19 protein-coding genes, 1 tRNA gene and 1 pseudogene are annotated in these 18,465 nt (G+C 56.3%); 7 read left to right on the top strand and 14 right to left on the bottom strand.

Annotation, left to right across the window (positions count from 1 at the left end):
- Positions 1-97: 97 nt before the first annotated feature.
- From K6958_RS09420 to K6958_RS21175, 3 genes and pseudogenes are all read left to right on the top strand, one after another.
- Positions 98-994 carry a LysR family transcriptional regulator gene (locus K6958_RS09420; protein WP_249894389.1) on the top strand — a complete coding sequence of 299 codons (897 nt, stop codon included), beginning with the start codon at positions 98-100 and terminating at the stop codon, positions 992-994.
- Positions 995-1,160: 166 nt separating this feature from the next.
- A complete protein-coding gene (locus K6958_RS21250; protein WP_249894388.1) occupies positions 1,161-1,478 on the top strand; it encodes a CHASE3 domain-containing protein in 318 nt (105 codons plus the stop codon).
- Positions 1,479-1,730: 252 nt separating this feature from the next.
- Positions 1,731-2,717 (top strand): annotated as a pseudogene (locus tag K6958_RS21175) (methyl-accepting chemotaxis protein); the annotation flags it as partial.
- 72 nt (positions 2,718-2,789) lie between these two features.
- Here K6958_RS21175 and K6958_RS09405 read toward each other — a convergent pair.
- The 5 genes from K6958_RS09405 to K6958_RS09385 form a co-directional block, all read right to left on the bottom strand.
- On the bottom strand, positions 2,790-2,990 hold the full coding sequence (locus tag K6958_RS09405) for a hypothetical protein (protein ID WP_249894387.1): 201 nt from the start codon (positions 2,988-2,990) through the stop codon (positions 2,790-2,792).
- 169 nt (positions 2,991-3,159) lie between these two features.
- A complete protein-coding gene (locus tag K6958_RS09400; RefSeq protein WP_249894386.1) occupies positions 3,160-4,128 on the bottom strand; it encodes an XdhC family protein in 969 nt (322 codons plus the stop codon).
- Positions 4,128-4,688 carry a nucleotidyltransferase family protein gene (locus K6958_RS09395; protein ID WP_249894385.1) on the bottom strand — a complete coding sequence of 187 codons (561 nt, stop codon included), beginning with the start codon at positions 4,686-4,688 and terminating at the stop codon, positions 4,128-4,130. The genes K6958_RS09400 and K6958_RS09395 overlap by 1 nt, the downstream gene beginning before the upstream one ends.
- A 129-nt stretch (positions 4,689-4,817) precedes the next feature.
- Positions 4,818-6,338: an acetaldehyde dehydrogenase ExaC gene (gene exaC, locus K6958_RS09390; RefSeq protein ID WP_249894384.1), complete on the bottom strand. Its 1,521-nt coding sequence runs from the start codon at positions 6,336-6,338 to the stop codon at positions 4,818-4,820.
- Positions 6,339-6,458: 120 nt separating this feature from the next.
- The gene (locus tag K6958_RS09385; RefSeq protein ID WP_249894383.1) at positions 6,459-7,172 is read right to left on the bottom strand and encodes a glutamine amidotransferase; all 714 of its coding nucleotides are present in this window, start codon (positions 7,170-7,172) and stop codon (positions 6,459-6,461) included.
- 201 nt (positions 7,173-7,373) lie between these two features.
- On the opposite strand from K6958_RS09385, the gene K6958_RS09380 reads away from it, so the two are divergent.
- A complete protein-coding gene (locus K6958_RS09380) occupies positions 7,374-8,273 on the top strand; it encodes a DMT family transporter (RefSeq protein WP_249894382.1) in 900 nt (299 codons plus the stop codon).
- A gap of 60 nt (positions 8,274-8,333) precedes the next feature.
- On the top strand, positions 8,334-9,707 hold the full coding sequence (locus K6958_RS09375) for a CoA transferase (protein ID WP_249894381.1): 1,374 nt from the start codon (positions 8,334-8,336) through the stop codon (positions 9,705-9,707).
- A gap of 24 nt (positions 9,708-9,731) precedes the next feature.
- Here the strand turns inward: K6958_RS09375 and K6958_RS09370 are convergent, their stop codons facing one another.
- Complete coding sequence (locus tag K6958_RS09370) at positions 9,732-10,211, bottom strand: Lrp/AsnC family transcriptional regulator (RefSeq protein WP_249894380.1); 480 nt, start codon at positions 10,209-10,211, stop codon at positions 9,732-9,734.
- A 225-nt stretch (positions 10,212-10,436) separates the two neighbouring features.
- Between K6958_RS09370 and K6958_RS09365 the strand changes: the two genes are divergently transcribed.
- Complete coding sequence (locus K6958_RS09365) at positions 10,437-11,063, top strand: LysE family translocator (RefSeq protein ID WP_249894379.1); 627 nt, start codon at positions 10,437-10,439, stop codon at positions 11,061-11,063.
- A gap of 81 nt (positions 11,064-11,144) precedes the next feature.
- Here the strand turns inward: K6958_RS09365 and K6958_RS09360 are convergent, their stop codons facing one another.
- The 4 genes from K6958_RS09360 to K6958_RS09345 form a co-directional block, all read right to left on the bottom strand.
- Positions 11,145-11,726, bottom strand: a complete 582-nt coding sequence (locus K6958_RS09360) for a TorD/DmsD family molecular chaperone (RefSeq protein ID WP_249894378.1) — start codon at positions 11,724-11,726, stop codon at positions 11,145-11,147.
- A gap of 35 nt (positions 11,727-11,761) precedes the next feature.
- Positions 11,762-12,499: a phosphatase gene (locus K6958_RS09355; RefSeq protein WP_249894377.1), complete on the bottom strand. Its 738-nt coding sequence runs from the start codon at positions 12,497-12,499 to the stop codon at positions 11,762-11,764.
- A 52-nt stretch (positions 12,500-12,551) separates the two neighbouring features.
- Positions 12,552-13,493 carry a glyoxylate/hydroxypyruvate reductase GhrA gene (gene ghrA, locus K6958_RS09350; protein WP_249894376.1) on the bottom strand — a complete coding sequence of 314 codons (942 nt, stop codon included), beginning with the start codon at positions 13,491-13,493 and terminating at the stop codon, positions 12,552-12,554.
- A 106-nt stretch (positions 13,494-13,599) separates the two neighbouring features.
- Positions 13,600-15,069, bottom strand: coding sequence for a peptide MFS transporter (locus K6958_RS09345; protein ID WP_249894375.1), 1,470 nt, complete (start codon positions 15,067-15,069; stop codon positions 13,600-13,602).
- Between the two features lie 232 nt (positions 15,070-15,301).
- On the opposite strand from K6958_RS09345, the gene K6958_RS09340 reads away from it, so the two are divergent.
- A tRNA-Ser gene (locus K6958_RS09340) sits at positions 15,302-15,389 on the top strand.
- An 84-nt stretch (positions 15,390-15,473) separates the two neighbouring features.
- On the opposite strand, the gene K6958_RS09335 is transcribed toward K6958_RS09340, so the two are convergent.
- The 4 genes from K6958_RS09335 to K6958_RS09320 form a co-directional block, all read right to left on the bottom strand.
- Entirely contained in the window at positions 15,474-16,757 is a 1,284-nt protein-coding gene (locus K6958_RS09335; protein WP_249894374.1) for a globin domain-containing protein, read from the bottom strand.
- A 217-nt stretch (positions 16,758-16,974) separates the two neighbouring features.
- Entirely contained in the window at positions 16,975-17,319 is a 345-nt protein-coding gene (locus K6958_RS09330) for a cupin domain-containing protein (RefSeq protein ID WP_249894373.1), read from the bottom strand.
- 133 nt (positions 17,320-17,452) lie between these two features.
- Positions 17,453-17,764 carry a hypothetical protein gene (locus K6958_RS09325; protein ID WP_249894372.1) on the bottom strand — a complete coding sequence of 104 codons (312 nt, stop codon included), beginning with the start codon at positions 17,762-17,764 and terminating at the stop codon, positions 17,453-17,455.
- A complete protein-coding gene (locus K6958_RS09320; RefSeq protein ID WP_434085204.1) occupies positions 17,727-18,338 on the bottom strand; it encodes a LysE family translocator in 612 nt (203 codons plus the stop codon). The genes K6958_RS09325 and K6958_RS09320 overlap by 38 nt, the downstream gene beginning before the upstream one ends.
- Positions 18,339-18,465: the final 127 nt, after the last annotated feature.

Here is an 18,465-nt window from a genome sequence, read left to right as displayed (position 1 = left end):
CACAGACGACCCTTCGTCTGGAACAAAGCATATATTTGCAACGATAAACGGAAAAGACAGGTAAAATGGAATGCAGCGTTCCATCAGGAGAACAACCATGCGCCCCGATTTTAATGACTATTATTGGTTTTCACAGGTAGTGGCACATAGCGGCTTTGCCGCCGCAAGCCGGGCGCTGGGTCTGCCTAAATCACGGCTAAGCCGCCGGATCGCAGCGCTGGAAGAGCGCCTTGGCGTACGGTTGATTGAGCGCTCCAGCCGCCGTTTTAAGGTTACGGAGGTAGGATGCGCATTTTATGAGCGCTGCCGTACGCTATTGCTGGATGCGGAACAGGCTGAAGCGATCGTGGCGGAAGCCAAAGCCGAGCCGCACGGCCGGGTGCGTTTTAGCTGTCCTACAGGGCTGGTTGAAGTTATCCAGCCCGCTCTGCCGCTTTTTTTACATCGTTATCCGCGTGTAAAACTGCAGGTTATTGCCATCGATCGCCCTGTCGATTTAATTAATGAGCGCATTGATATCGCTCTGCGCGTGCGTACTGAGCTAACCAGCGATGCGGATCTCATTCTGCGCACGCTTGGCCAATCCCGGCGTATTTTAGTCGCCAGCCCTCAGCTTGCTCACCGCGCTGGCAGCGATATCCATACGCTGAACCCGTTGCCAACGCTGGGAACCGCCGATGAGCCGGGGCAAATAAGCTGGCCGCTGGTTAATCAGGCGGGCGAACGGTTCGATTTTATCCATGAGCCGCGCATGAGCTGCGGCGATTTTTCAGCGGTGCGCGCCGCCGCCGTTAAAGGGCTGGGCGTTGCGCTGCTGCCGGATCACAGCTGCGCTGCTCAACTAAAAAGCGGCGAACTGGTTCGCCTGTTTCCTGGATGGAGCAGCAAACCAGGCATAATTCATTTGGTCTTTACTACCCGCCGTGGCCTGCCTCCTGCCGTCAGGGCTTTTATCGATCACCTGGTAGCCACCTTTCCTGACGTGCAGATATGACCCGTGCGTCTGCCATTATCAGCATGGCGTCGTCCCCCTTTTCCGCTTCAGCGTAAAGCGCACGTTTTGTTTATGCACCACCGCTAAAGGTTTGCCTGTTACCGCCGATGTTGAGGGACCCCCAGGGGACTTAACGGGATTGTCTACAATAAGCGGGTAAGGGCACATGTTTAAAAATTTATCAATCAAGCGGAAGTTCATTCTGGCTTTCGGGGCGGTTGTCGCAGTGATGTTGATTATCTGCGCGGCTTTCTATGTAAATTTTTCACGCATCGTTACGGCCAACAGCTGGAACGTGCACACTTATCAGGTCATTGATGAAAGCCGTGGCCTGGTTGAGAACCTGGTCAATATGGAAACCGGTCTGCGCGGCTATGCGCTTAACGGCAAAGAAGAGATGTTGCAGCCCTATATCGCCGGGCAAAAAACATTTTCACAGCATCTGGAACTGGCCAGAAAACTGACTTCAGATAATCCCGTTTAGCAAGAGCGTCTGGATCGTCTGTTGCAGCTTGAGAAAGCCTGGAACAGCGAATTCGCCGCCCGGCTAATGGAGAACCGCCGCGCCGCCAACGCCGGCACCTTAACGGAACAGGCATTTATCGACGCGTTTGAAGCCCATACCGGTAAGGCGCAGATGGATGCGATGCGCGGTATCATTGCTGAGATCGCTGGCGCAGAACAGGCGCTGTTGGTAAAACGTCAGACCACCGTTGATTCCACCTCATCACAAACGTTGTTGACGCTGATCCTGGGTTCGCTGTTCGGTTTAGCTATCGCGGTGGCGCTGGGTTATCTGCTGACGCGTGCGATCACCCTGCCGTTACAGCGTGCAGTGAGTGCCGCACAGGCGATTGCGACCGGCGATTTGACCACGCGGCTGGTAGCGGAATCTCGTGATGAAACCGGCACGCTGATTACCTCGCTGGCGAGCATGCAGGCACAGCTGACCCGCGTCGTTTCCGATATTCAGAACGCCTCGGCTTCTATCGACAACGCAGCGAAAGAAGTGGCGACAGGCAATATCGATCTCTCCAGCCGTACCGAACAACAGGCAGCCTCGCTGGAAGAAACCTCCGCCAGTATGGAACAGCTGACCGCCACGGTGCGCCAGAACACGTCTAACGCTCAGCACGCCAGCTCGTTGGCCGGCGATGCGTCGGAAGTGGCGCTGCGCGGCGGCGAGGTGGTGGATCAGGTCGTTACGACCATGTCGGCGATTGCGGAAAGCTCGCAGCATATTGTGGATATTATCAGCACCATTGAAGGCATCGCTTTCCAGACCAATATCCTGGCGCTGAACGCCGCGGTAGAAGCCGCCCGTGCCGGCGAACAAGGTCGCGGCTTTGCGGTGGTGGCCAGTGAAGTGCGTGCGCTGGCGCAGCGCAGCGCAACGGCGGCAAAAGAGATTAAACAGCTGATTCATCACTCTTCCGAACGCGTTACCGAAGGTACCTCGTTAGTGGCCGCTGCCGGTATGACGATGAAAGATATCGTCACTTCTATCCAGCGTGTTTCAGAGATCATGAATGAAATCTCTCAGGCTTCGCATGAGCAGGCAAACGGCATTGAGCATGTGGGACTGGCGGTGACGCAGATGGATGAAGTCACGCAGCAGAACGCTGCGCTGGTTGAACAGGCTGCAGCGGCGGCCGCATCGCTGGAAGAACAGGCGTCGCACCTTAGCCGCAGCGTGGCGATTTTTAAAACCGCAACGGTGTAAAGGAACAAAGGAAAGGCGCTTGCGCCTTTCCTGGATCAAATGCGTTGCAATAGCGCCTGGAGACAGCAGTATTTAGCGCCAGTATACGCGCTCGTCGCTATCATATAGCGGATCGCGTAACGCGCCAGAATGTTCGCTTATTAGCACAGGAAAACGCTCTTTATCGCTCAGATGGAGCGTTTGTCGTCCCGGCAAGTTCACTGCAATCAGGCTTTCCTCAAGCGCATCCAGCGTTTCATCACGCTCGTCAAACAGGCTACGGCTTAGTGACATTCCTTCTCTCCGGTGAAAGTGCATCCTTCTAATCATAGTAATATCGGGCCGCTGCGCCAGATCGCCCGAGTAAGCGGCGCTTTTTTCCGATATTTCCCCTATTGTTTCCTCCGGCAGAATTGCCTGCAGGCAGATTTAATAAGCGTAAAACGCCTACGGCCAGCGTTGATTAATGTCCGTTTTTAACGCGCACAATATCCGCCATAATCGCCAGGGCGATTTCCATTGGGGTTTTGCTGCCGATGGGCAAGCCAATCGGCGCATGAATACGCTGTAATGCGTCCTCATCCAGCTCTCCGATGCGGCGTAAACGCCTCAGCCGCTGCTGGCTGTTGTTAGCCGATCCCATAGCGCCCAGGTAAAAGGCGGACGTGTTAACCGCCTCCAGCAACGCCAGATCATCCACGCGCGGATCGTGCGTGACGCAAATTACCGCCGTTTGATCCGTTGCGCCGTGCAGCTCCAGATAGCGCGCCGGATGCTGGTTAATACAGCGCAAATGCTGCTGTGCCGTATGGTTATCCTGTAGCTGTTGCCAGAAAGCGTCACGATGTTCACACACGATAACCTGCATCCCCAGCATCAACGCCAGGCGCAGGCATTCACCCGCTACCGCAGAATAACCCGCCAGCAGCAGCGTCGGCACGCTGCCCACCGATAATGAAACGCTGTCTCGGTCATAACACAGCGTGCGCGGTATGCGTTCGCTCTCGGTTTCCAGCAGTGCGCTTTGACCGATCACTATCTGTTTACGCAGGCGATCGCCCCCTGCCAGCGCCTGCTGCAAGCGCTGAAGGTGATTCAGGCTGGCCCTGTCCGGCGGCAGTCGTTCAATCAGCACATCCAGCACGCCACCGCACGGCAGCCGGGTGGAGGTCGCCAGCCCGCCCTCGCCGTAGCGCACCAGCTGGCTGGCAGCGCCAAAGCTCCCCTGCTGTAAGCGCGCCAGAAAATCCTCTTCGATGCAGCCGCCCGAGAGCGAACCACAAAATTGTCCTTGCTGATTCGCGACCAGCAACGCGCCAGGCGCACGCGGCGCCGAACCCCAGCTGTGCAATACGGTACAAAGCCAGACGCACGCGCCCTGCTGATGCCATTGCAGCGCGCGCTCGATAACCTGTTGATCCAGTGACTGCATTATTTCTCTCCTGATAACATTGACGGCAGATCGACATCGCGCACCACACCCGCATCCTGCGTCGCCAGCAGATACACCTCGCGCTGCGCTAATAGCGCCCGCGCCGCCGTTTCGCCGCTTAACGCCGCCAGTTGCGTATAATAGCCGCGGCTGAAGCCGACCGGATGTCCGGGCCGATCCCGCCAACAGGCGCGCACCAGCGGATGCGCTTCCAGCGCGCGCGCCGTCTGCTGTAGCGTCGTCGGGCTAAGCCACGGCATATCCGCCAGCATAATCAGCCAACCCTGCCAGTCGGCGGTTGCCTGCACCCCGGCAGCGATGGAGCTGGCGATGCCCGCGCTGGGCAGAAGGATCTGCCGTGCGCCGTTGATACAGTCCCGCAGCGCCAGCGGCTCCGGCCTGAGCACCACCGCAACCGGCAGATCGCTCTCCCTGGCGATACGATAACTGCGCGCCAGCATCGGCTCGCCCGCGATGGGCTCCAGCAGCTTGTGACGGCCGCAGGCGGCGCGATAGCGCGTACTCTCCCCTGCCGCCAGCAGCAGGATTCCCACGGTCATAAGCATCCCGTTACGTTTCGATAAAAGCTAAGCATAGAACGTCAGGCGCAGGGGATCCGTCACGCTGGCGACAAATCAGCATAAAGAGAGGAAAAAAGGGGCGATAAACGCCCCTGAGTGGGAAAAGCGTCAGAAAAAGCCGAGCGGCTCGATGCTATAGCTCACTAACAGGTTTTTAGTCTGCTGATAATGATCGAGCATCATTTTATGGGTCTCGCGACCAATGCCTGATTTTTTATAGCCGCCGAACGCGGCATGCGCCGGGTAGAGGTGATAGCAGTTAGTCCAGACGCGTCCCGCCTTGATGGCGCGTCCCACGCGCCAGGCGCGGTTAATATCACGCGTCCAGACGCCCGCGCCAAGGCCGTAAATCGAATCGTTAGCGATGGCGATCGCTTCCGCCTCATCCTTAAAAGTAGTAATGCCGACCACCGGACCAAAAATCTCCTCCTGGAAGACGCGCATGCTATTACTGCCCTTCAGCAGCGTAGGCTGAATATAGTAGCCGCTTTGCAATTGGCCCTGGGTTGGCTCAATGCCGCCGCCGGTCAGGATCTCCGCGCCCTCTTTCTGCGCGATATCCAGATAAGAAAGGATCTTATCGAACTGCTGCTGCGAAGCCTGCGCGCCAATCATCGTCTCGGTATCAAGCGGATCGCCGCGTCGAATGGTTTTAATTCGCGCCATCACTGCCGCGATAAACGGCTCGTAAATCGACTCCTGAATCAGCGCACGCGAGGGACAGGTACAGACCTCTCCCTGATTCAGGAAGCCCAGCACCACGCCTTCCGCCGCTTTCTCAATAAACGCAGGTTCGGCCTGCATAATATCCTCAAAGAAGATATTAGGGGATTTGCCGCCCAGCTCGACGGTGGACGGAATCAGGTTTTTCGCCGCCAGCTCCAGGATATGGGTGCCGGTGGCGGTGGAGCCGGTAAAGGCGATTTTGGCGATACGCGGATTGCCCGCCAGCGCTTCGCCCGCTTCACGGCCAAAGCCATGCACCACGTTCAGCACGCCCGGCGGCAACAGATCGCCCACCAGCTCGGCGAACAGGGTAATCGAGAGCGGCGTCTGCTCGGCGGGCTTCAGCACCACGCAGTTACCGGCCGCCAGCGCCGGCGCCAGCTTCCACGCCGCCATCAGCAGCGGGAAGTTCCACGGGATAATCTGCCCGACCACCCCCAGCGGCTCGTGAATATGGTAAGCGGCGGTATGCTCGTCGATCTCTGCCGCCGTGCCTTCCTGCGCACGGATACAGCCGGCAAAATAGCGGAAATGATCCACTGCCAGCGGCAGATCCGCCGCCAGGGTCTCGCGCACCGGTTTGCCGTTATCCCAGGTTTCATGTACCGCGATACGCTCCAGGTTCTGCTCCAGACGATCCGCGATTTTCAGCAGCAGCTGAGAGCGTACCTGCACCGAGGTTTTGCCCCAGCGTTCCGCGGCGTCATGCGCGGCGTCCAACGCATTTTCAATATCCTGCTGGCCGGAACGCGGAAATTCGCCGATAACCGAGCCGTCAATCGGCGATGTGTTGGTGAAATAGTCGCCGCTAACCGGCGCGACGAATTCACCGTTGATGTAGTTGCCATAACGCTGCTGCAGCGTTATCAGCGAATCTTTATATCCGGGCCAGGCGTAACGCATACCGATTCTCCTGTGGCATCAGCTAACAAATGAACAACTATTTATTAACATGACCGAGCGCGAACGCTTTGTCAGTCGCCACAGGAGAAAAGTGTGAGCGCGGCGGAAAGATTCAGTGTCTCAGGCGCTAAGCTGCGCTGGCTGACGCAGGCTGTGCCAGAAACGCTGTAAAATCAGACGCGCATAAGCGGTATCCGGCTGGGCGGCTGGATCAAACTCCGCTCCCGCAGGCTGACAGGCCTGCATAATTCGCGCATCAAATTCCGGATGAAACTGCACCGACAGCGCCTGCGGCCCGTAGCGGATAATCTGACAATCATCCCCGGCGGAGCGAGCCAGCACCTGCGCGCCGGCCGGCGGCGTCAGCACCGTTTGTCGATGAGAGAGCCAGACCGGAAAAGAGGAAGGCAACGCCTGCAGTAGCGGATCGAATGGCGCGCCTGGCTGTAGCGCGACCGGCAGCGCGCCCCGCTCCCAGCCGCGGGGATTATCGCCCACTTCGCCGCCCAGCGCATAGGCCATCAGCTGATGGCCATAGCAGACGCCGAACAGCGGCAGCGCCTGTTCCATCGTCGCGCGCAGCCAGGCGGCGGTGCGCTCGCTCCATTCAGCGTGATCGGTCACCATTGCCCAGGAGCCGCTCAGAATCGCGCCGCTGATGGCGTTAAAGTCGGGCAACGTTTCGCCCCGATCGGGACGACAAACAATATAATCCTGCGGAGCAAGTTCCAGCGCCTCGATAAACCAGCGCGCCTGTTCGCCAACACGTTCACGCACCGGCGTGGGGGGACATTCAAGTTGGATAATTGCGAGAGGATGCTGCGTGGATGACATACCGAATCCTTTTCCTGTTACGGGAGCGTTTCGGTTGCACAGTATTGCAGCTCCGTTATCGGCTGTCTCATAACTTTTTCTGAGGTCTATACGCAGGCTGATGATAAGCCAGCAAAGAAAACCGCTGCGCTAATGCTTGTCTGACTGACGATACCTGTCATGATAGTTAATGATTTAGTGCAGACAATTAAGGATGGTGTTGTGGCTCTGCGTCATTTTTTGCTGGTGCTGATGGTGGTGACCATCTGGGCGTTTAATAACGTGGCGATTAAATGGGGCCTGCTCGATCTGCCGCCGTTATTTATGACCTTTATGCGTTTCGTTGTGGTTGCGCTGGTCCTGATCCCCTTTACCCGCATCACCCGCGCTCAGCTGCCCTGGCTGGCAGCGCTGGCGTTTACCTTCGGCTTTATGCATTTCTCGCTGCTTTTCGTTGGTATCAGCTATACCGATGCCGGTACCGGCGCGGTGCTGGTGCAGCTGGGCACGCCGATCGCCATGCTGCTGGCAGGGGTAATATTAAAAGAGAAGCTCACGCTTATTCAGCTGTTCGGCATCGCGATTTCTCTGAGCGGCGTGGTGGTGTTAACCGGCAGCCCGACCATTCCCAGCTGGTGGGTGCTGGCGCTACTGTTGACCAGCGCCTGCGGCTGGGCCATTAGCAACTTGATCGTGAAAAAAGCCCCGCCGATTAAACCGTTAACCATGACCGGCTGGCTGTCGTTTATGGCGATTCCGATTGTGGGCGTGACCTCCTGGCTGACCGAAGCGCATCAGATCGATGCGTTGCTGCACGCTTCCTGGCGCGGCTGGTTTGGCATTCTGTATAGCGCTATCGCCTCTTCCGTGGTGGCTTATTCGCTGTGGTATGCGCTACTGAAAAAATATAACGTCAACCTGATTATGCCCTATTCGCTGCTGACGCCGGTGCTGGCGGTAGTGATGGGCGTACTGGTGCTGGGCGACAGCATGAATATGTTTAAAATCATCGGCTCGCTGCTGGTTATTTTCGGCACCGCCATCGCGGTGATCAATCTCCGCAGCTTACGCATGCACGCCCGTTTTCCCCGTTTGTCGCTACGGCGTAAGCGCCAGCCTTAACAGGAAAAAAAGTCCATCCATTGCTAAGGTGAAAGAGCAACCGAACAGAGGGAGATGGCGATGGATACCAATCTGGCGGCACTTTTTTGGCAACGGCTGTGGCAGGCATTACAGAAAGATACCCCGCCGCCGCCGCTTAGCCTACAGGGATATCAGGCCTTTTCCTCGGCCTATCCCGTCAGCGAGCTTGCCGCTGCCAGTATGGCGTTGGCGGCGCAATCTGCCGCCGGGCTGGTCGACAATCCGGCAAAAGTCACCGTAGATATTCGGCTGGCCTCCCGCTGGTTTCAGCAAACCTTCCGCCCGATTAATCGCCTGCCGCTTGCCGCCTGGGACGCCTTTGCCGGTGATTACGCCACCGCTGACGGCTGGATCCGTTTGCACACCAATGCGCCGCATCACCGCCAGGCGATGGAAAGCGTGTTGGGTAAGCACTCGGATCGCGCGGCGCTGGCAAAAATGGTTGCCGGCTGGCAAAAACAAACGCTGGAGCAGGCAATTATCGATGCTGGCGGCTGTGCCGCAGAAATGCGCAGCCTAACCGAGTGGCAGCAGCATCCGCAAGGAAAAAGCGTGGCCCAGGAGCCGTTAATTGCCTGGGAGACGCAGGCGGAAGGCGCGCCGCCCGCATGGCAGCGCCCAGTGGCGCGCCCGTTACGAGGCATCAAGGTGCTGGATCTGACGCGCATTATTGCCGGGCCGGTAGCAACCCGTTTTCTGGCCGGGCTGGGCGCCGAGGTGCTGCGCCTCGATCCGCCTGGCTGGGAAGAACCTTCGCTGGAAGAAGAGATGATGCAGGGTAAACGCTGCGCTCGTCTCGACCTGAAAAGCGCGCAGGGACGTGAACAGTTTGAGCAACTGCTGGCGCAGGCGGATGTGCTGGTACACGGCTATCGCGCGGATGCGCTGGAGAAGCTGGGTTACGACAGCGCGCGTCTGCAACAGCTGACGCCCGGCCTGGTAGATGTCAGCCTGAACGCCTGGGGCTGGAGCGGCCCCTGGCGCAACCGGCGCGGCTTTGATAGCCTGGTGCAGATGGCCTGCGGCATTGCCGATGCGGGTCAGCGCTGGCAGGCCGCCGCTGCGCCCCGTCCGCTGCCCGTCCAGGCGCTGGATCACGCCACCGGCTATCTGATGGCAGCGGCGGTACTGGAAGGCCTGCGTCGCCGGGTTAAGCACCGCACCGGCAGCACAGCACGTCTTTCCCTGGCGCGTACCGCGCACCTGCTCATTTCACATCCCTATTCGGCGGCTACCGCCCTGAATGAGTCAGGCCTGGCGCAGCCGCATGATGAAAGCGATACGCTGGAGCTAACGCCGCTGGGCATCGGTTATCGGCTGCGGCCGCCGCTATGGCTGCCCGGTACGCCGCTGCTCTGGTCACGCAGCGGCGGCCCGCTGGGTTCATCCTCCGCCAGCTGGCTGCCCGCCTGACATCAGATTTGACCGGCGTCCGGGCTAGCTTTCTTCAGCGGATTTCTTGATGGGAAAGTTGCCCAGCGGTTTAATTTCCTTCAGCACAAACATGCTTTGCATTTCTTTGATGCGCGGTAGCCTGCGCACCACCGACATCGCGAACTCGGCATAGGAATCCAGGTTGGATGAGACTACCTGCAATAAAAAATCGGCGTCACCGCCGATGCTGTAACAGGCCACCACATCCTCCAGCGCCGTGACCTCCTCCTCAAATTTCCTGGCTTCCGCTTCGCTATGGCAGTCAATCACGATGCGGATAAACACCATTACCCCAAGGCCCAGCTTTTTGCGATTCAGCACCGCCCGATAGCCCTGGATAACTCCATCTTCTTCCAGCTTGCGCACTTTACGCCAGCATGGCGACGCGGACATGCTGGTTTTCTCGGCCAGCTCCTGATTAGTGACGCGGGCATCGTCCTGTAAAAGCCGTAAAATTTTCATTTCTGTCAGGCTGAGCGTCATAAGGGAAAATTCCTTTCGTTTTTTCGATAGTAAACGTTGATTTTTACCGCTGCTCCACCGTTAAGCAAGTCATTCAGGCAGCCTTTTTCTGCAGGCTTACGGCATAATGTAAGTCAACATCAGGCGTGCGGAATAATCATGCAGGATAGACCGCTTCACCGGCACGTTAACCGCATAACACCATCACTTCAGCGATTTTCGCTATCATTTGCTACAGGAGTTGCTATGCCGGGATCGGCTCAAATCATCTCTTATATTGCGGCGCTTGGCCTGGCGGCGGCGATCCCGGGGCCGGGTATGACCGCATTAGTCGCGCGTAGCGTAAGCACCGGCGCGGTGGCCGGCTTCGCCATGCTGGCGGGCCTGATTCTGGGCGATCTGTTTTACCTTTCCGTTTCGGTATTCGGCCTGGCGCTGATAGCCCACAGCTGGTCGTCGCTGTTTACGTTGATTAACTGGGCGGCCGCGCTCTATTTAGCCTGGCTGGCGTGGCAGTTCTGGCGCACTAACCCGCAGGCGGTCGATATCGCGCAGAAGGCGACGAAAAAGGATTTGGCTTCCGCCTGGCTTTCCGGATTAACTATTACCCTTGGCAATCCAAAAACTATCGCCTTTTACCTGGCGATTCTGCCGCTGGTGATGTCGCTGGATAATGTCTCGTTGCCGATCTGGGGGATGGTATTGGTACCGCTAACGGTGCTGATATTATTCGTGGTCGGCGCGGTGTTTATTCTGGCGGCGCTGAAAATCCGGCATTTTCTTAGCAGCGCCGCAGCGCAGCGCATTTTATTTCGCTCGGCCGGATTGATTATGCTGCTGGCGGCGGTCGGCATGGTGGCGAAAACCTTTTAAGCGGCAAATGATGGCGCTGGGGCCAGGCCGCTTTGCTACAAGGCAACGCGCCTGACCAGAGAACATCGGCGTGATGCGTGCTTACGCCTCGTCTTCGCCCTCTTCTTCCGCTTCTTCTTCCGCTTCCGCCAGCTCTTCGCGCATCGCCTGCAGCGCTTCACGGCTTAACGCCGCCAGCGTACGGTAAAAGCCGCTGGTGGCATGCGCTTCTACTTTACCCAGAAACGCGCCGCACCACGGCAGCAGGTACTCATCGAACAAAGCGATCTGCGCCTGAATTTCATCTTCCTGCGCCTGATCTTCCAGCCAGGAAGCCGCCAGCAGCAGCGCGCCGAAATGATCGGCCGGCGCCTCGCTCAGCGGCATACCGCGCTGTTGAAGAAAACGGCGTACCTCTGCCTCTGCCGGACCCTCTTTCCACTGCGAGCCATAAGGTGGCACGCTGCAGTCGCTGCCGACAAACAGTGCATTGTAATCGGCGGCCAGCGCCTGCGGATCGGCGTGTTGTTGCAGACGCTGGAGCAGCTCATCCTGCTCCAGCGGCCAGTTCTGCTGTAGCTTGCCGTCGCGGATCAGGGTAAACAGCGGCACCAGCAGCGGGTCCTGCGGCTGACGATTAAACAGCGAGCCGAGCACGCGGCAGATGATGGAAAACTCATTCATTACTTTCAGTCCGTTCAGAGGTTAAGACGCCGCCGTTAAAAGTCAGCAAACGCGTCGACAGGCTTCCCGCCCCGCATTTCCAGGAAATCGAGCAGGCGGCGCGGCGTGACATTTAACACGCGTTCCTCAGGAAAATCCACCTCGCGCGCAATACGCAGGCAATGTTCAAAATTTCCCAGCGTAAACGCGGTATGGGAATCAGAACCAAATGACAGCATGCCTCCCGCCGCTTTCACCGCTGCAGCAATGGCGCGACAATTCGGCTCGCTGCCGGGCCGCGAGTGGGTAAAAGAGGAGTTATTCAGCTCCAGCGCCACCTGATATTTTGCCGCCGCCTCGGCAACGGCCGGGATATCTACCGGAAATTTCGGGTTGCCGGGATGGCTGATAATATGCACGTTGCCGCTGGCCATAGCGGCGATCATCGCTTCGGTATGCGTCGCTTTATCCTGCGGCGCAAACACCGGTTCATGAAAACCGGCCACCACCAGATCCATCGTATCCAACATCCGCCCGGTGCAGTCGATCTCGCCGGCCGTGTTTTTAATATTCGCTTCAATACCGCGCAGGATGCCCACGCCATCCACCACCCGCGGCCAGACATGCATATTAATAAAGTGCCAGTAATGAGGCGCATCGGCCATATCGGGGCCGTGATCGGTAATGGCGAACAGCTTGATGCCGTTTTGTTTGGCGACGGCAATATAGTCGTGCAGCGTGCTGTAAGCGTGGGTGCTGGCCACGGTGTGCATATGTAAATCAACAGGATACATTTCAGCCTTCTCCTTCAGGTTGGGCAAGGGATGCGCCTTGCCATCGTTATCGTTAATAACCGCGCGTCAAATCAACGCGGCCTTCGGGCTGCTGCCCCGCTTCCAGCTGCGCAATCGCGCTGGCGATATAGCTCATTGCTTCACCCTGCAGGGTGACGGCGGCATTATGCGGCGTGAGCGTGACGCGCGGATGAAGCCAGAACGGATGATCAGGCGACAGCGGCTCCTTAGCGAAGACATCCAGCGCCGCGCCTTTGATTTTATTGTCGTTCAGCGCCGCCAGCAGATCCTCTTCCACCACGTGCGCCCCGCGCGCCAGATTCATTACAAAGGCGCCGTCATTAAGCCGATCAAGCAGCGCGCGGTTGATGATGCCAACGGTTTGCGGCGTGTTAGGCAGCAGGTTAATCAGCACCTGGGTGCCGGAAAGAAAATCGGCCATCTGCTCATCGCCGTGAAAACTGTCAATACCCGCCAGCTGTTTCGGCGAGCGGCTCCAGCAGCGCAGCGGAAAACCCCAGGCCTTCAGGCTCTCTGCCACGCTCAGGCCCAGCACGCCCGCTCCCATAATGCCGACGGTAAATTCTTCACGCTTATAGTTACGCAGCGGCTTCCAGAGCGCCTGCTGCTGCTGTAAACGGTAATCGTCAAAGCGACGGAACCAGCCCAGCACGGTATGCACCGCATACTCCTGCATTTGCAGGCCCATGCCGGTATCTTCCAGGCGGAACAACGGCACCGCCGGATCGATCATATCCGGGTGCTGCTGTAGCTGACCAAGGATATCATCCACGCCGGCACCGATGGCGAAAATAGCCTTCAGTCCACGACGCCCCTGCAACATTTCAACCGGGGCAAAACGCATTAAGGCATAATCGGCATGATCGTCGTCGCCCGGCTGCCAGAGCCGCAGCCGCGCCTGCGGCAGGCGCTGTTGCAGGCCCTGCTGCCATTTTTCCAGGCTAAAGGTGGGATGGTAAAAGATGATATCCATAGTGCCTCCGTTGTTTTTATTTCACCCAAGGCTCGGGGAAATCAGAGGCGCTGGCAAGAAAAAAATGCAGGATTCGGCCCGCCGCAGCGTGCGGGCCTGAGAAAAATTATACCTGCGGCGCGTCAGACTGAATCAATCTGCGCAGCAATGGCATCAGGAACAGCATCGCCAGACCGACCGCCGCCGCTCCCCAACCCAGCAGGTTAAAGATATGGCTGTAGCCAGGGTTGGTTAACAGCGCGCTGCTGCCGCTGTTTTCCGGCATCAGGGCGGAAACATAGCCCGCCAGTACCGATGCCACCCCGGTGACCATCATCCAGCAGCCCATCATAATGCCCTGATAGCGCGTCGGCGCCAGCTTGCCGATCATTGCGTAGCCGATGGGTGAAATCAGCAGCTCGCCGATGCTTTGCAACAGATAGCTGAAGAAAATCCATTTAAAGGCCACCATCCCGTCGTCGCCCGCCAGCGTAATGCCCAGCGGCAGCACCAGCATGCCCAGGCCAATACAGAACAGCGAGCAGGCAAACTGCAGCGGAATATCAATGCGCCAGCCGCGCTGACGCAGGCGGTTAAAGGCGACGGCCAGCAGCGGCCCACCGATAACAATCACCAGCGTATTGATGTTTTGCACCCACTGCGGAGCAACGCGTATTCCCCAGACGTTGAGGTTAATATTATGTTCAACGAAGAGCATCAGCCCCATTGGCGCCAGCTGGTACAGCATCCAGAACACCAGCGAACCCAGTGCCAGCAGCAGGTAAGCCGTCATACGGCGCTGTTCGTGACGCGGCCGGTGGCGTAGCGTGGTAATACAGAGCAGCAGAAAGATCAGGCCGCCCAGCGCAATAACAAAAGAGCCGGTAAAATCGGCGTGCGTCAGCATGATGCGAATCACCGGCACCAGCACCACCAGCACCGCCAGACCGATCAACATCCGCAACCGATACTGACGCGGGCTGGCATGCAGCAGCGGCGTATCGATATCCGCAAGGATTTTCCAGCGCAGCAGGCTGATGATAATGGCCAGCGCGTTGCCCACGGTAGCAAACAGGAACAGCGCCTGATAATGCTCACCAAGCTGGAAATAGCCGGCGCCGGTAAAGCCGATAAAGAACCCGAGATTCATTCCGGCATAGTTCCACAAAAACGCGCTTTCGCGACGCTGGTCATCCGGAGCAAAGCGCTGAGTGAGCATCATATTAATACAGGTGACGTTCAGGCCGCTGCCGGTGAGGAACATCGCCAGTCCCCAGTAAAGCCCCTGCGCGCTCTCTCCCGACAGCACCCAGCAGCCCGCTACCTGCAATATCATGCCTAATACGAACAGATTACGGTTACTGAGGAAGCGCCCGCCCAGATAGCCGCCAAACAGGTGCAGGCCATAGTTAAACGCGCCGAAAACGCCCATCGTGGCGTTTGCCTGCGCTTCGCTGAAGCCGAGGCGTTTGGTGGCATACAGCACCAGCGTAGAATAGAGTACGGCGAAACCGAGCGTGGCAAAAATTTGAATAAAGAATAGCGCCCCGGATCCAGCCGGGATCCCCTGTGGTTGCGCTTTGGTTGGATTGTTCAAGCTGACCTCAGTGATTTTTAAGCATATATTGCGCATTAGTATGCATCTTCTGTGGCGGTTATGCAGTCTGATTTGTGTTATTGGGGTGCATTCGTTATCTTTTCGCTTACTTTCGCGCCGAAGTGGTTTAAAACTGACTAAACGCATCATTTAACGCAGAAAGTTGGTTGACGCGCTGCCGTAAAATCCCTACATTAGCGCCGGTCAGCAGTGTGCCTGTTGACGACAATATGGTGAGGTGTCCGAGTGGCTGAAGGAGCACGCCTGGAAAGTGTGTATACGGCAACGTATCGGGGGTTCGAATCCCCCTCTCACCGCCATATTCTATGAAAGAGCCTGAGCGAAAGTTCAGGCTTTTTTATTTGCATAACGCACGACAAGAGGGGCGATGAGAAGCCCCGCCGCTATAAGTGCAGCCCGCCAGTGCCGAAGGCCTCGCTATATATTTTTTCTTGCGGGATGCCCAGCGCAATCAGGGCGCGATACTGCTCCTGCATAAACGGGATCGGTCCGCATAAATAATAGTCTGCTTCTTTCGGCAGATATTCAGCAGGCAGCGCGTTTAAATCCAGCCTGCCCTGCATATGATAATCTTTCCCCGCTACCTCACTCTCTTTTACATTTTCATAGGCGATAAAAAGATGCAGATTCGGGTTCGCGCTGGCCAGGTTTTCCAGTTCCTTACGCAGCGCATGCACCTCAGAACTGCGGGCAGCATGGATAAAATAGATATCTTTTTTTAACGCCGAAGCCGTTTCAGAACCAGATTGGGTTCCTTCACGTAGCGCAGGATTAACATTCGGATCGGCGTGTTCAGCCAACAAATGATTAACCATAGAGATCATCGGCGTCAGCCCCACGCCCGCGCTGATTAACACATTGGTGGTATCTGGGTTGAGCAGATAAAAGTTTCCTGCCGGCGCGCTGAGCTCAACCACGCTGCCTTCATCAATATGATCATGCAGCGTAGAGGAGACATAGCCCGGATCCTGTCCCTCTGTACGGGCATCTTCGCGCTTAACCGATATACGCAAATAAGCATCCTCAGGGCTGCTGGACAAACTATACTGTCGGGGTTGTTTAATTCCCAGCGCCGGCACTTCTACGCGCAAGGTGATATATTGTCCGGGCTTATAGGAAGGCAGCGCCCCGCCATCCTGCGGCACCAGATAAAAAGAGGTAATCTCACTGCTCTCTTTCACTTTTTTATCTACGACAAAGTTGCGCCAGCCTACCCAGCTTCCTGTGCTGTTTTTGCGCTCATCGTACAGTTGATTTTCAGTTGCAATAAAAATATCAGCCAGCTGTTGATAAGCTACACCCCAGGCGGTGATCAGCTCATCATCCATCGGGATGTTAAGCACCTCACTGATCGAATGCAGTAAATTCTCACCAACAATATTGTAATCCGGGGATTGTATATTCAGGCTGACATGTTTATGGCAAATGAGCTCAACAACCGGCATTAATACTGACGGATCGTCAATATTTTCCGCATAGGCCAGTACTGCGCCCGCCAGCGCTTTCGCCTGAGCACCGCTGCGTTGATGGCCCATGTTGAACGTTTCTTTCAGGCGAGGATTATTTTTTAACATGCGTTTATAAAAATAATCGGTTAAAGCTTCGCCGTTCTCTTTCAGTACCGGTACCGTGGCCCTTACCCGCTCTTTTTGCCTTTCACTTAACATAGTTGCCTCACATTGCTTTCAGCTCTTCCAACGATAAAAGTGACCCCGTGCCCTTCCGGGCACGCTGTTTTAAATATAGATCCTGTAAGCATGCTGCGGTTTAGTTCATTGCTTAGCTGCCGCAGGCGATAAAGAATGGCGCTGCGCGAGAAAAGAATTATCACCACCCCTTGCATGTAAAGCATAACCGGCGCGTAACCGCCTTTGATGATGAGCATCAACCTTCGGTCAGGTCTGAACGATCGCCCCGCGTGGTGGGGTGAGAAATAACAATAAACTCCACGGCGGCATCAGAACTGTTTCGGGCCTGATGCTTCGCGCCAGGCGGAATTTCTATGCCCTGTCTGGCACCGATTTCCTGCATTTCCCCCGCCAGTTCCATGGTCAGAATGCCTTCAAGAACAAAGAAAAACTGTCTGGAAACGGAGTGGTAATGGCGTTTTTCCTGGGTGCCCGGCGGCATTTTCTCATGAATAATCAGCATATCCTGCCGATTTACCAGATACCATCCATCGCACTTTTCACCCCAGATATAGTGCTCTGCGTTTTCACTGGAAATCATGGGTTCTCTCTTATACGGGTTAAGCGACGTTTATAGCGCGCCAGGCTGGTGATGCGTCATTGGCCTGGCAGAGCAAAGAATCATGCGGGCAAAGCCAGCCACGAGAAACGGCACGGCTGGCAAACATAACGCCCTACAGAGCGGAAACTGACTGAACGGTATGTTGAAAAACGTAAGGATCGGAAAGCAGTTCGAACTGCTCGTCATCAGGATAAGTGACCGCAACCTGGTATTCTTCTCCGGCAAATGCTTTGACTGCTTTCAGATCTTCCCAGTAGGTGGCCAGAAAGAAATGTTCCCATTCTCCCTGGGTTTCCCGACGAACATACGCCCCCTGATTTCCTGGCGTTCCTTTTGAATGCTCAACCCCGGTTTTTTCCAAATGTCTGGCAAAACCTTCAGCATATTTAAGCGGAACACATCCGTGCCATGTTCTGACGATCATTTCTTGCTCCTTTCATTATTACTCTTTTAAACGTGCTATCCGGCACAACTCGTTGCAGGATTATCGGTTGCTCAACGCCAGCCTGGCGGCAAACAACAGGAAAACGCCGCCCGTAACGCGATCCATCCACTGAACGAATAACGATTTTTTTAATAAGCCGGGGGCGAAACGCGTGCCAGTAATCAGCAACGATGACCAGAGCGTACCGATAACGATATGAATCGATACCTTTTATAAACCAATTCGTTGAGGACGGATGCGCAGTCTGGCGAATATCTAATTGCCTGCGCGGCTTAAGGATTAACTGTAAGCCTAACCAACACAGATAAGCTGCGCCGCACCATTTAAGCAGGTTATAACCCAGTTCAGACGCTGCCAGCAGCGCCCCCAGGCCAAAAGCCACCAGCGCTCCCCAGATAAAGCAGCCGGTATTGATCCCCAGCGCCGCATGAAACGCTTTTTTCCTGCTTTCAACGGTTGCGGTACGTAAGATAAGCGCGGTATCAAGCCCTGGCGTCAGCGTCAGAAGTAAGGCAGCAAAAGAATAGGCAAGAAGCGCATCCGTGACAGACATCTCTTTCTCCAAAAGCGCGGGTTTTAGCTAAAAAATCACCCTGGAACTCTCTAATAGATAAGAATTTTTAACCTTTAACAGACTTAAAATCAACTGGTTATTAACGCAATGGTTAACGCATGACGTC

Origin of the sequence: Mixta hanseatica, assembly GCF_023517775.1 — a bacterium.
In the GTDB taxonomy this organism is placed as follows: domain Bacteria; phylum Pseudomonadota; class Gammaproteobacteria; order Enterobacterales; family Enterobacteriaceae; genus Mixta; species Mixta hanseatica.
This window is presented reverse-complemented; position numbering and strand designations above follow the sequence as displayed.

Bases quoted from the DNA above. Each gene is read 5' to 3' on its own strand.
- K6958_RS09420 (WP_249894389.1), top strand. From the start codon at position 98: ATGCGCCCCGATTTTAATGACTATTATTGGTTTTCACAGGTAGTGGCA.
- K6958_RS21250 (WP_249894388.1), top strand. From the start codon at position 1,161: ATGTTTAAAAATTTATCAATCAAGCGGAAGTTCATTCTGGCTTTCGGG.
- K6958_RS09405 (WP_249894387.1), bottom strand. From the start codon at position 2,990: ATGTCACTAAGCCGTAGCCTGTTTGACGAGCGTGATGAAACGCTGGAT.
- K6958_RS09400 (WP_249894386.1), bottom strand. From the start codon at position 4,128: ATGCAGTCACTGGATCAACAGGTTATCGAGCGCGCGCTGCAATGGCAT.
- K6958_RS09395 (WP_249894385.1), bottom strand. From the start codon at position 4,688: ATGACCGTGGGAATCCTGCTGCTGGCGGCAGGGGAGAGTACGCGCTAT.
- exaC (WP_249894384.1), bottom strand. From the start codon at position 6,338: ATGCGTTACGCCTGGCCCGGATATAAAGATTCGCTGATAACGCTGCAG.
- K6958_RS09385 (WP_249894383.1), bottom strand. From the start codon at position 7,172: ATGTCATCCACGCAGCATCCTCTCGCAATTATCCAACTTGAATGTCCC.
- K6958_RS09375 (WP_249894381.1), top strand. From the start codon at position 8,334: ATGGATACCAATCTGGCGGCACTTTTTTGGCAACGGCTGTGGCAGGCA.
- K6958_RS09370 (WP_249894380.1), bottom strand. From the start codon at position 10,211: ATGACGCTCAGCCTGACAGAAATGAAAATTTTACGGCTTTTACAGGAC.
- K6958_RS09365 (WP_249894379.1), top strand. From the start codon at position 10,437: ATGCCGGGATCGGCTCAAATCATCTCTTATATTGCGGCGCTTGGCCTG.
- K6958_RS09360 (WP_249894378.1), bottom strand. From the start codon at position 11,726: ATGAATGAGTTTTCCATCATCTGCCGCGTGCTCGGCTCGCTGTTTAAT.
- K6958_RS09355 (WP_249894377.1), bottom strand. From the start codon at position 12,499: ATGTATCCTGTTGATTTACATATGCACACCGTGGCCAGCACCCACGCT.
- ghrA (WP_249894376.1), bottom strand. From the start codon at position 13,493: ATGGATATCATCTTTTACCATCCCACCTTTAGCCTGGAAAAATGGCAG.
- K6958_RS09335 (WP_249894374.1), bottom strand. From the start codon at position 16,757: ATGTTAAGTGAAAGGCAAAAAGAGCGGGTAAGGGCCACGGTACCGGTA.
- K6958_RS09330 (WP_249894373.1), bottom strand. From the start codon at position 17,319: ATGATTTCCAGTGAAAACGCAGAGCACTATATCTGGGGTGAAAAGTGC.
- K6958_RS09325 (WP_249894372.1), bottom strand. From the start codon at position 17,764: ATGATCGTCAGAACATGGCACGGATGTGTTCCGCTTAAATATGCTGAA.
- K6958_RS09320 (WP_434085204.1), bottom strand. From the start codon at position 18,338: ATGTCTGTCACGGATGCGCTTCTTGCCTATTCTTTTGCTGCCTTACTT.